Below are 12,087 nucleotides of genomic sequence, written 5' to 3'. Positions count from 1 at the left end.
TGGCCGGATGCCGCTCCTTTTTTTTATTACTGACTCCAGGCGCTGTACTGTATGTGCTATTTTATCTTGAACAAATAGCAGCTGGGTATATACTTGCGTCGGTAAGTGTGATTTAGAAGCTATACACACAGGCTAATAAAAATTGGCCAGCAGATTTGGTCGGAGAAAGATCATTTTTAATAAATTTTTCCCGGTTGCTTCTGTCTATCCGTACTTCCGGAATAAATTTAAACCCGTGATAATTATATTCTGCAGTGAGTGTCGTTGCTAACATATTGGCGCTTTCAATACCATTGGCTTCCTCTTTATGGGTCTGGAAAAACTCTTCACGAAGTCCCAGTCCGAAGTGCTCAGAGAAATGGTAGCGTGGATAAAGCGCTACGCCGGTATAGCCACCATCATCCATTTTTTTGTAATGAGTGGCATTCAGGCCTAAATAAAATTTAGGCGTAAAGTCGTAATTGCCTACAAAATCAACAAGAGTTCCCGAGCTATAGTTTGATTTGCCGCCGGCTGAAGATCCTGTCAGGAAGTTGAGGTAAAAGCTACCTTTCTCGTTTGGTCTGTACGTTAACTGGGAACCTACATGAGAAACGCCGTTCATGTCCTGATAGACATTCCAGTCATTAAAAATACCGACCATTAGCGCAAACTTATCGGAGAAGCTATAGGTCGCTTTCAATCCGGCATCCTGGAAGGGGCCGGCGCCAAATAGATAGGAGGTGGAGTAATGAAAATTATATGTTGGAGAGATAACTTCAAATCCCACGAATGTACCCATAAAACCAGCTGTAAGATTGAGTTTGTCTGTAAGATTATATCCTACGTACAGATTCTGGATATGGAAACTGTTTTTATCATCTCCGGGCTGGCCATCGCCATTCATAATGGACCGGTATTGTCCGCGTGGGCCAAAAGAAAGTTCACCAACAAAAGAAGCTTTCTTGAAACTCTTTTTTAAGGCTAGATCAACCATTCCAATAGACACGGAATTGTTGTCTTCAGTAAAATAGGTATTGATGTTTGGTTTGTTCTGGAAGTCATATTTCCAGTAAGTATCTACTGATCCTGATATTTCTAACGGTTTTTCTTTGTTATCTTCTTGTGATTTTAGAGTTTTTACAGAAAATATCAATAAAAATAGAATTAGGTAGGTGTTTTTCATGTCGTTTTTGGTTTAAGTTTGATGTTTTTAATTTTTTTGTGTTTTAAAATGGCTGTTTTTAGGGTTTTTGGTTGGTTTTTGTATTTGTTTTTGTGAAATTATGTAAAAAAAATAACAAAAAATAATTTTTGATACTATTTTTTTAATAAAAAGAGTTTATATTTGTCAAAACAATAAATGAGAAAGGGTTTTTGTTTTGTTTTTGTATTTTTTTAACAACTTTATTGATGTATTAATAAGCTAATCAGTTTAAACAAATGAAAAAAATTATTCCACTTTTGGTTCTTGTACTTTTGGGTGTATTAGGACTTTTATTTCCCTCCATAGATTTGACTGCACTTGAGAAAGTGGAGTTTGATACAGGAGATACCGCATGGCTGCTGACTTCGTCGGCATTGGTGCTGATCATGACGCCGGGACTGGCATTTTTTTACGGTGGTATGGTGAGCAAAAAGAATGTTATTTCGACCATGATGCAAAGTTTTATCTGCATGTGTCTGATGACTATTCTCTGGGTTATTTTCGGTTTCAGTTTGGCGTTTGGTGAAGATATTGGCGGTATTATCGGTAATCCCGCGACTTTTTTTATGATGAAAGGCACGCTTGGGGAGGTCGCATGGGGCGCTTTACCAACAATTCCGTTGGTGTTGTTTGCTATGTTCCAGCTGAAATTCGCGATTATTACGCCTGCGCTGATTACCGGTGCTTTTGCTGAACGGATTCGTTTCAATTCATATATGTTATTTATTATTCTATTCGGAATTTTTATATATATGCCGCTAGCACATGCGACCTGGCATCCAGAAGGTATATTGGCAAAATTTGGCGTACTCGATTTTGCCGGGGGCACTGTAGTCCATATGTCCGCTGGTTGGGCAGCGTTGGCTGCGGCTATCTATTTAAAAGGCCGTAAGACGCAAACACATAATCCGGCGCGTATTACCTATGTTATTCTAGGCACAGCATTATTGTGGTTTGGCTGGTTTGGATTCAACGCAGGGTCAGCAGGAGGAGCCAATAGTCTGGCGGCTTATGCCTTTGCGACGACGACGACGGCTTCAGCGATGGCGGCCATGGCCTGGATATTTGTGGATATCATCCGAGGCAAAAAACCATCCGCAATGGGCGCATGTATTGGCGCTGTCGTTGGACTTGTTGCCATTACACCGGCAGCTGGTTTTGTTAGTATACCGCATGCGATGGTCATTGGTTTAATTGCCGCGCTGGTCAGCAACCTGGTTGTCTATTTGCGCAGTAAAACCAGCATAGATGATACACTGGATGTGTTTCCATGTCATGGTGTAGGGGGGATGGTCGGTATGATACTGACTGGGGTGTTTGCGCATCACAATGTCAATCCGATTGTAGCCGACAATGGTCTATTCTTTGGTGAAACAAAGCTGTTTATCGTTCACACGGTAGCGCTATTTGCGGTGTCCTTCTTTGCCTTTGTAGGGTCTTTGATCCTTCTGAAGGTGACGGATCTCATTTCGCCTTTACGTGTTGAGGAAACAGAGGAAGAGCTGGGTCTTGATGTAACTCAGCACGCTGAAGCGCTCTAATACCGTTCTTTTTTGAATAAGCAATCCCAAACAAAGCGTTGAAACTGCTTTGTTTGGGATTTTTTTTGCATTTTTGCTCTGTTTGGTTGTTCGTCACAAGGCCTGGAAATACATCGCCCTGCAGTCTGAACACATTTTGGCCGAAAGGTTTTATAACGAACTTTATTGATGAAAGATGCTATAAAAGAAACACTGCGTTCTGATTTTGAGAAAATGATGCGCCATTCACTACAGAAGAGTGGCGAATTTGGTTTCCACATATTCGGCGATTATGCTGTATCTGTTCTCAACTTTTATGTCGGCAGTTCGATTTTGTTGCCCGAAGATAAACTTGAGGCGGCTTTATTTCTGGCAAATTTGTACAATGCCGGCGTCAGAAACCGCATTAGCCAAAAGGACCTCCACGAGATTGCTGAGGTTGTGGCCGGGGATCCAACATTGAATTATCAGGTGATTGCTCCAATTTTCGACTAGCGTTTTGTCCAGACATTACTGTTTTGTCCACACAAGCTTACCGGTTTCGTATCCGCATTGCAATGCATACGTTAAGAATTCATTTTTGATCTTATCCGGGATTTCGGTATCTCTTCCTAAAATCCACATATAATCGAGGGTGTCGCCGAAAATAAGAGCGTATTTGTAATCTGGAGTTATTCTGACAATGTTATATCCGCTATAAAATGGGCCGAAGAAAGATACCTTCAGGGCACCTTTTTGTGGCCCATTGACAAACTTTGCTTTGCCGAGAGATTGCTTCCAGCGTTCTTTTTCTTCGGAATACCCTTGATTGTTGACACGGATGCTTCCGTCCTTATTTTTACTGTATTCGGCCGTGACCTGACTGAGGCCTCTTTCCCATCGGAAGTCAAGACGGGCTATCTCATACCATTTTCCGAGATATTTATCGAGGTTAAAAGGCTCGACGACATCAGGACGTGATACGACGGGTTTCAATGCATTGTAGGCCACAGTGCCAAGCGCCACCGCACCAAGCAAGAGTAAAGACTTTTTCTTATCTAAGTTCATTTTTTTTATCCTTTGTTGGTAAAACAACAATTTAAATAGCGTTATGGTTTAGGCATCCCAAGCTATTTTCTTAATTTTGTGACTTAAAAATAGAAATGTGTACTCTAGAGACGAAGTAAAGCAGATAAAACAACTATTCTGGACTAAGTTTGGCCAATTTATGGTTTTGCACCCGTCAGCGGACGGGGAGAAAGTGAACTGGGTTAACTACAAAACCGGAATTAAGCACTTGTACTTCAGAATGGATGCTGACAAAAACGAGGCGAAGATTGCGATCAGCTGGTCGCAGCCTGATGCTGGAATCCGCGCTTTAATGGCGGAGCAATTTATGCAATTCAAGGCTGTGCTCCACGCGATTCTCGGAGAAGAATGGACATGGGAAATGGATAGCCATGATGAATATGGCAGACCGGTATGTCAGATTTACACGGTACTGGAAGGACACAGTATTTTCGATGAATCAGAATGGGGCACACTGATCTCATTTTTTAAATCGAGAATTATAGCGCTGGATGAATTTTGGTCGGACGCAAAATATGCTTTCAATATTTTCAAATAATTATAATAGATAGAACAATGAAAAAAATGATTAAGGGGATGCTTGCTCTCGTGTTGTGTTTTCAGCTTTCATCGGTATTCGCCTGGGGGACGATCGGGCACCGTGTCGTGGCCGAAATAGCTGAACGCCATTTGAATAAAAAAGCAAAGAAGAAGATTGGAAAAATCATTGGACAGCAGAAATTGGCTTATTGGGCGAATTGGGGCGATTTCATTAAATCAGACCCAAGGCCAGAATTTAAAAAGCTTGGCAATTCTCATTTTATAAATTTACATGCAAACTTGCCCTGGGCCGAGTTCCAGTTGGGCTTGGATAATTCTGCAGATGAAAATTTGTATAAGACAGCTATCCGTTTGGAGAAATCTTTCGCAGATAAAACAATCTCCATGGAACAGCAAAAACAGAATCTCTACTTCCTGATCCATATTTTAGGGGATGCACATCAGCCCATGCATGTCAGTAGGGCAGAAGATCAGGGCGGAAATAAAATTGAAGTAAGCTGGTTCGGAAAGAAATCGAATATCCATCGTGTTTGGGATAGCGATTTGGTGGACAATGAGAAATACAGCTATACGGAATACGCGACGGTGCTTGACGTCAGAAGCAAAGAGGAGAACAAAGAGCTTGCGGCGGGAGAACTGTCCAACTGGCTGTACGAGTCTAACCAGCTTGCTGAGAAAATTTATGCGGATGTAGCCAATAATGCTAACTTATCGTACTCCTATGTTTACCAGAACAAGGATGTTATGGAGCAATGTTTGTTGAAGGGCGGGCTGCGGCTTGCTAAGGTGCTTAATCGTATTTTTGGATAACCTTGCCTCCGATATCATCAGGACTTGGCCGTGTCAGAAATTTTTGATACGGCCTTTTTTCTGCGGTTCCATTTTTTTTTATACTCTTTCCTTAGCCTTCGGCGTGCCAAGTGAGCTCTACGGGATAAGAACCCTCTGACTTTGTTTTGGCGCGTCAGTGCTTGTGAAGGCTTGAAGGATTTTGCTTATTGTGGCTTACGGCCGATAAAATTCTATAATTTCTATTTACCTTTAAACCAAGTGTGGGCTTTATTTGTTTCACTTTTATAATCGCCGGTGTTTCATGACTATTCTACAGCTGTTTAAAAAAATAATTCCTTTTGCCCGTCCGTACCGCAGATTGATCATTTACACCCTACTGTTGACTGTCGTTGGGTCATTTGCCGCACAGATCAATGCATTTATTCTCCGCTACACAGTGGATTCGATCAACGCGCTGATGATCGCCAAGGAACCATTGTCCAAAGGGCTGTATATTGTCGGTATCATCAGTTTTGTGCTGATGCTTAAAGAGGTAGTCTATGCCTTAGTGCAGTTTGGACAGAAATTTTATGGCGAGAAATTACGGATTTATATTGCGCGGGATTTTTCACAGGCGATTGTCAGCCGCGTCCTGAGCTATAAACTTGCATTTTATACCTCTTCGGACAACGAAAGCGGAAAGCTGGCGACGCGAATCGATGCGGGCATTAGTTCATTGACCCGCTTGGTCCAAAATTTCTTTATTGATATTCTACCGCTATTTGCCAATGCGATCATTGCGTTGGCTTGCATGTTTTATGCCAATGTCTATGTCGGTCTAGTGGGGCTGGCGGTGATCCCGTTATATCTTTACATCAGCCAGTCACAGGCAACAAAACTTTCGGGTTTTAGGCGGCAGATGCGAAACTACCGTGAATCAAAAAACAATCGTATCATTAGTTTGATTGATTCTATTTTGGTTATCAAGTCGTTTGTCCGCGAACCTGAAGAGGCTGCCCGGCACGAAAAGATTCAGTTTGAAATGACGGAAAATCAGATGCAGACCCGTAAAACGAGTTTCCTATATGATAGCATCAAAAATTTTGTCGAACAAATTGCAGTAGTCATCATTATCGTATTGACAGCCTATCTGGTATTGTCAGCACAGATGAGTATTGGCGCGATCATGTTTCATATTATGCTGTTTAATAACGTGTCGGCACCGATTCGGCAATTGCACCGCATTTATGACGAAGTAAACGATGCGCTGATCTACTCTGAATCCTTTTTTGAGATTTTGGAAGCGGATGAACAGATCGAATCGAGAGGCACTTACCGTCCAGTACGCATTAAGGGGAATCTGGAATTGAAAAATGTATCTTTTGCATATCCCAATGGTACATTGGCTTTGAAAAATGTGAATTTTTCGATACGGCCCAACGAAATTACGGCTTTGGTAGGCCTCAGTGGAGCGGGTAAGAGTACAGTGATCAATTTGCTGGACAAATTTTATGAGCCTTCGCGCGGACAGATAATTCTGGACGGCGTGGACCTGGCCGATTATGACACGGCATATCTGCGCGAACATGTCGGCATGGTACTACAACGTAATCATATCTTTAAAGGGACGATATACGAGAACATCGCCTACGGTAAAATAGGGAGTTCAAAAGAAGAAATTGTCGAGGCAGCCAAGAAAGCCTATATTCATCAACAGATTATGGAATTACCAAAAGGATATAAGTCGGATGCTCAGCTACTATCGGGGGGACAGCAGCAGCGTATTGCCATTGCGCGCCTGTTTTTGAAAAATCCTCCCATTATCTTCTTGGACGAACCTACGGCTAATCTGGATGCTATTGCTACTGAACAGATCAAAAACAGTCTGGATGCCATTAAAAGGGACCGTACGGTCATCATTGTTTCACATAGCATATCGCAAATTATCGATTCGAATATGATTGTAGTGATGGAGAGGGGGCGGGTCGTTGAGCAGGGCAAGCATGAGGATCTCTATGCTCGCAAAGGCACGTATTACGCTATATTTTCTGCGATGGCAAATAGTTTGAACCTCGGTAAGATCAGCAAGACACTTTCCTTCGACAAATGATCCGTCGGCACACACTTGGCAGCTTCAGCCTGACCGGCTATGGAGAATCATTCCGGCGACTACCAGAACAATACCTGCGCAGGAATATATATTGGGGAATGCGGCATGTAGCAGGATAATCTCCCCACAAAGGGTAAAAATTACTTCCGCGGCCTGCGTTGCCTCGACGGCGGCAAGCGCCTTGTGGTCGGTATGCACCATATCTGTAGCGGTGAAAAATAGCAAGGTGGCAACAATACCTGAGAATAGGGCAACCATGGCTGTCTGAAAAAGTTGCTGATTCGTCGGCCAGCCACTTTCAACATATGCAAAAGAACTCAATATAATCCAAAAGGGCATACTACAGAGCGTCATGCCCAGTGTGCGCTGGAAAGCATCCAGCCTGTTGCCTGTTATGTTCATCATTTGGCGGTTGCCCAGAGGATAGGCTATGGCTCCGACCAATACTGGAATGCTTCCGAGTAATATTGAACGCAGAGAAGTACGCTGGGCTTCGGTAATCTGCATGAGAAGAATGCCTATAAATATTATAAGCGAAAAGAGAAGCGACCCTTTGGATATGGCCCTTCGTTGCCCTTTCTTTTCCAGTAAGGGGCCTATAAACATACCGGCAATAATCGTAAATTCGAAGGTGCTTGCAACCAGCCAGGAGGGGCCATAACTTGCTCCAAATGTCAGGGTGGCATAGAATAGTCCGAAACCTACTGTACTCCAAAGTAGCCATTTTCCGACATTGGCTTTTATTTCATTCAAAAGGCCAGACAGATTGCCTCTCAAACAGACTATAATGAATAATACCGGCAGCATCCAGATAAAACGGAGCGCAGCCGTCCACTGCCAGCTGCCACCTGATACAGCCATAATACGGTTGAGCACAAAGGTGCTGGCGAAGAAAAAGGCCGCAAGGATACCTAAGAAAAGTGCTGTACGTTTACTTTTTTTAGTTGTAAATTGGAATGGCATAAATAAATAGGACGTATGTTTATTTGCTTCTGTGAAAGTAAGCAAATGCATGTTCATTTCGAAATGAAACAAAAAGTAATTGATTTTTATGGCGATTTTCTCATTTAAAATTCCTTATTTTGCCTAATCAATAAAACAAGTAGTAAGAAAATTAATCAAGATGATTATACAACCAAGAACTAGAGGTTTTATTTGTTTAACCTCGCATCCACAAGGGGCTGCGCAAAACATTAAAAATCAAATTGAATACGTGAAATCAAAGGGTGAGATCGCGAACGGGCCAAAAAAAGTATTGGTTATCGGTGCTTCTACAGGCTTTGGTATTGCATCCCGGATTTCTGCAGCATTTGGTTCTGGAGCTGCTACAATCGGTGTGTTTTTTGAGAAGCCTGCAGCAGAAGGCAAACCCGGAACTGCCGGTTGGTATAATTCAGCTGCATTTGAAAAAGAAGCTCATGACGCTGGATTATATGCTAAAAGCATTAATGGTGATGCATTTTCAGATGAGATCAAACAGCAGACGATTGATCTGATCAAAAAAGATTTAGGACAAGTAGATTTAGTGGTTTACAGTTTGGCATCTCCACGTCGTACACACCCGAAAACTGGTGTGGCGCATGCGTCTGTGCTAAAACCAATCAAGGAGCCTTTTACCAATAAGACAGTAGATTTTCATACAGGTATTGTGTCAGATATTACAATTCAACCTGTTGAAAACGAAGGAGATATTGCTAATACCGTAGCTGTCATGGGTGGAGAAGACTGGAAGTTCTGGATCGAAGATTTAAAAGCTGCAGGTGTTCTTGCAGAAGGGGTGAAGACAGTAGCTTATTCGTATATTGGTCCTGAACTGACTTATCCAATCTACCGTAACGGAACAATAGGTCGCGCAAAAGATGATCTGGAGGCTACTGTTCCTGCAATTAACGACATATTAAACGATATTCATGGTGTCGCTTATGTATCTGTGAATAAGGCGCTGGTTACGCAATCAAGCTCAGCGATCCCTGTAGTACCCTTGTATATTTCACTTTTGTATAAAGTGATGAAAGAAAAGGGAATTCACGAGGGCACGATTGAACAGATGCAACGTCTGTTTGCAGAGCGTTTATATACCGCCGACGGTAAGGTATTACTCGATGATAAAGGCCGTATCCGTGTGGACGACCTGGAAATGCGTGCGGATGTTCAGGCCGAGGTCGCGGCGCTGTGGGAGAAAGCCACAACTGAAAATCTCGCTGAGATCTCGGATATTGAAGGTTACCGAAACGAATTTTTCAATCTATTCGGATTCAACTTTGACGGCATCGATTACAACGCTGATACCAATGAAATGGTATCGGTACCCAGTATTGCGGATTAGTTGACTGCAATCTTTGGAGCATGCGGCTTTTAGCGCTGCTTCCATAGTTTCATATACATGAATAAATAAGCCGCTTGGATGCAAATTCAAGCGGCTTTACGTTTTTTAGAGATCCTTATGATAAGTAAAGATGTCAGGCGAGTTTTGTTCTTTTATGATAATATAAATTTCCCACTACGGCAAAACCGATGGCGACCATAATGGCACTGAAAGGGTAGATACTGGTCATCCCAATATTATTGGCAACGAAGCCAATCAGCGGTCCGGTAATTCCCAGCGAAATGTCAATAAATAGCCCATAGGCCGCCAGCGCTGAACCTTGTTGACTGCCGTCTACTCTTTTAATGGCCTCTACACCCAAAGCGGGGAAGACAAGCGAAAAACCCAATCCTGTCAACGCAGCTCCCGCCAGCGTCCAAATTGGATGTAAGGCAAGAGCGATGACAAGTAAGCCCAAGGCTTCCACGAAAAGGCTTACTAATGCTATGCGCAGGCCTCCAAATTGGTCTATGGCCTTATTGAACACGAGCCGCGTCAGAATAAAGAAAATGCCAAATACTGTTAAACATACGGCTCCATTTTGCCAGTTGAAATACTCATAGTAAAGCGTCATAAAGGTCGAAATGCTGCCAAAACCGAGACCACCCAAAGCCAAACAGGCTCCGAACGGAGCGACAGTCAAAAGTACACGTTTGAAACTGACTGGAGCAGTTTTCTTAAACGCCACGCGGTAAGGTTTTTTGGATTTACTGTAAAAGTAACCGAGGACTCCGACAGCAAATGTGAGTATGGCCAGCGATTGGTAGTTCACATGTTCAGCCATGAATACGCCCAGTGGTGCACCCAGGGCGAGGGCGCCATAACTGGCGATACCATTAAAGGAAATGGCTTTGGCTGCATGTTCATCTCCCAGATCCAATAAAGCCCAGTTGATCGGGCTGGCACCGACAAGGCCTTCGCCGATACCCGTAAATAGCCGCGTCACCAACAATAGACCCAGACTTAGGAACGGTTGGGATCTGAAAAGAAAAACCAGAAGAAGAAAAATACCTGAAAGCGCAAAAAATAACATACTGCGCAATACAGATACCTTAGGACCTTTGGTATCCACAATTTTTCCAGCGTAACCGCGAAGTAAAAAGGTCGCTATATATTGTACACTGATGACCAGCCCAGCAATTATCGTATTGAATCCTAAGATTTGGTGGATGAAGATGGGCAAGGTTGCAAGTGATAGGCCGATCGTGAAGTAACCGAGAAAAGTTAAAGAAACGTAGCCTAAAATCTTTTTATTGACCTCCCGTAAAGAAACTGTCATTTTAAAAATTTTAGGCAAAAATACGTCTTTGAGCTTGTTTTCAAAAATAAAATCAATAGACTACTGTCTCTTTAATCTCACAATTCTTCTCGAGCCACTCCTGATCAAATTGTTTTGGAGACAGCTTTTTCCCCTGATAAATATAATAAACCTTTTCGGATTCTCCTTTTACCGGAGGACCGGGAATTTTGTTGATGATTTTTTCATCAGGACAATCCTGTATGAGTACCTGACGGTTGCCCTGCTGGGTTTTACAAGCGGAGAAAATTGCAACAAAGACACAAAGAAAGGAAAGTTTATTCATGAGTTTAGTTTTATACCCTGATAAACGTTGTTTCATCTAGAAATGCGACATAAACTATAGTACGAATGCAACTTTTTGTGCTTTGTGTTGTTTTATAGTAGGCGATGCCCTTAAAGCGGATTACAACAAACATTTGAATAAATACAATACTCATGAGAAGAAAAGCAACAGCCTTATGGAATGGCAATCTAAAAGAAGGAAAAGGAAACCTGACGACAGACAGTACAGTCCTGAACGAGACACAGTATTCTTTTTCAACCCGATTTGAAGATGGTGTCGGTACAAATCCTGAGGAATTACTGGCGGCCGCACATGCCGGTTGCTTCACCATGCAATTGAGCGCATTTTTAACAGAAGCTGGATTTGTTCCAGATGAACTCAAAACTGTATCCACTATTGTTTTTGAAAACGGAGCGATCGTACGTTCTGAGTTGGAGCTGACGGCAAAAGTACCATCCATTGACAATACCAAATTTCAGGAACTCGCTCAAAAGGCAAAAGACAATTGTCCAGTGAGTAAAGCCTTTAGTTTCGAAAAGACCTTACAGGCAACGTTGCTATAGCTAGTGTCGCTTGTTCATTTGGAGGCCTGACGGTCTTAAAAGGGGTAAAATTCCGCCAAAATGCATCATGCTGAGAACTGCGTTTGGCAGTATTTTACCTCTTAAAATTTATTGGTATACAATAATATTATATTAGAAAATCTGATTTAAAGGCCGATTTTAGATGTCCCAAATTCTAGGCTGAATTCAAGGGAAAAATCTTTCGCACTGATGTAATCCTAAATTCCTTCAAAGAGTTTTGGCGTTCCCCTAAGGTAAAGGTTTGCCGCATTGATGTAATCCCAAATTCCCTTAAAGAGTTTTGGCGTTCCCTTAAGGTAAAAGTCTGCCGCATTTACGTAATCCTAAATTCCCTTAAAAAGTTTTGGCATTACCTTCTGG

General features: G+C 42.4%; 12 protein-coding genes. 7 read left to right on the top strand and 5 right to left on the bottom strand.

Going from position 1 to position 12,087, the window contains the following annotated elements:
- Positions 1–112: 112 nt before the first annotated feature.
- Complete coding sequence (locus K7A41_RS19180; RefSeq protein WP_265714967.1) at positions 113–1,165, bottom strand: outer membrane beta-barrel protein; 1,053 nt, start codon at positions 1,163–1,165, stop codon at positions 113–115.
- Positions 1,166–1,422: 257 nt separating this feature from the next.
- On the opposite strand from K7A41_RS19180, the gene K7A41_RS19175 reads away from it, so the two are divergent.
- Both K7A41_RS19175 and K7A41_RS19170 read left to right on the top strand, forming a co-directional pair.
- Positions 1,423–2,727: an ammonium transporter gene (locus tag K7A41_RS19175; RefSeq protein WP_028069487.1), complete on the top strand. Its 1,305-nt coding sequence runs from the start codon at positions 1,423–1,425 to the stop codon at positions 2,725–2,727.
- A gap of 168 nt (positions 2,728–2,895) precedes the next feature.
- Positions 2,896–3,201, top strand: coding sequence for a hypothetical protein (locus K7A41_RS19170; RefSeq protein ID WP_265714966.1), 306 nt, complete (start codon positions 2,896–2,898; stop codon positions 3,199–3,201).
- A 15-nt stretch (positions 3,202–3,216) separates the two neighbouring features.
- Here K7A41_RS19170 and K7A41_RS19165 read toward each other — a convergent pair whose 3' ends face one another.
- Complete coding sequence (locus tag K7A41_RS19165) at positions 3,217–3,753, bottom strand: lipocalin family protein (protein WP_265714965.1); 537 nt, start codon at positions 3,751–3,753, stop codon at positions 3,217–3,219.
- A 97-nt stretch (positions 3,754–3,850) separates the two neighbouring features.
- Between K7A41_RS19165 and K7A41_RS19160 the strand changes: the two genes are divergently transcribed.
- The 3 genes from K7A41_RS19160 to K7A41_RS19150 all read left to right on the top strand — a co-directional run bounded on the left by K7A41_RS19160 (position 3,851) and on the right by K7A41_RS19150 (position 7,195).
- Complete coding sequence (locus tag K7A41_RS19160) at positions 3,851–4,312, top strand: DUF4268 domain-containing protein (RefSeq protein WP_265714964.1); 462 nt, start codon at positions 3,851–3,853, stop codon at positions 4,310–4,312.
- Between the two features lie 17 nt (positions 4,313–4,329).
- A complete protein-coding gene (locus K7A41_RS19155; RefSeq protein WP_265714963.1) occupies positions 4,330–5,124 on the top strand; it encodes a S1/P1 nuclease in 795 nt (264 codons plus the stop codon).
- Between the two features lie 283 nt (positions 5,125–5,407).
- A complete protein-coding gene (locus K7A41_RS19150; protein ID WP_265714962.1) occupies positions 5,408–7,195 on the top strand; it encodes an ABC transporter ATP-binding protein in 1,788 nt (595 codons plus the stop codon).
- A gap of 24 nt (positions 7,196–7,219) precedes the next feature.
- Here the strand turns inward: K7A41_RS19150 and K7A41_RS19145 are convergent, their stop codons facing one another.
- The gene (locus K7A41_RS19145; RefSeq protein ID WP_265714961.1) at positions 7,220–8,158 is read right to left on the bottom strand and encodes a multidrug resistance efflux transporter family protein; all 939 of its coding nucleotides are present in this window, start codon (positions 8,156–8,158) and stop codon (positions 7,220–7,222) included.
- A gap of 160 nt (positions 8,159–8,318) precedes the next feature.
- Here K7A41_RS19145 and fabV point away from each other — a divergent pair, with 160 nt between their 5' ends.
- On the top strand, positions 8,319–9,521 hold the full coding sequence (gene fabV / locus K7A41_RS19140) for an enoyl-ACP reductase FabV (protein WP_265714960.1): 1,203 nt from the start codon (positions 8,319–8,321) through the stop codon (positions 9,519–9,521).
- 133 nt (positions 9,522–9,654) lie between these two features.
- Here the strand turns inward: fabV and K7A41_RS19135 are convergent, their stop codons facing one another.
- Both K7A41_RS19135 and K7A41_RS19130 read right to left on the bottom strand, forming a co-directional pair.
- Complete coding sequence (locus K7A41_RS19135; RefSeq protein WP_265714959.1) at positions 9,655–10,839, bottom strand: MFS transporter; 1,185 nt, start codon at positions 10,837–10,839, stop codon at positions 9,655–9,657.
- Positions 10,840–10,891: 52 nt separating this feature from the next.
- The gene (locus K7A41_RS19130; RefSeq protein ID WP_265714958.1) at positions 10,892–11,143 is read right to left on the bottom strand and encodes a hypothetical protein; all 252 of its coding nucleotides are present in this window, start codon (positions 11,141–11,143) and stop codon (positions 10,892–10,894) included.
- 152 nt (positions 11,144–11,295) lie between these two features.
- On the opposite strand from K7A41_RS19130, the gene K7A41_RS19125 reads away from it, so the two are divergent.
- Positions 11,296–11,706, top strand: coding sequence for an OsmC family protein (locus K7A41_RS19125; protein ID WP_265714957.1), 411 nt, complete (start codon positions 11,296–11,298; stop codon positions 11,704–11,706).
- The last annotated feature ends 381 nt before the right edge of the window (positions 11,707–12,087 follow it).

Source organism: Sphingobacterium sp. InxBP1 (assembly GCF_026191775.1).
GTDB lineage: Bacteria > Bacteroidota > Bacteroidia > Sphingobacteriales > Sphingobacteriaceae > Sphingobacterium > Sphingobacterium thalpophilum.
This window is presented reverse-complemented; position numbering and strand designations above follow the sequence as displayed.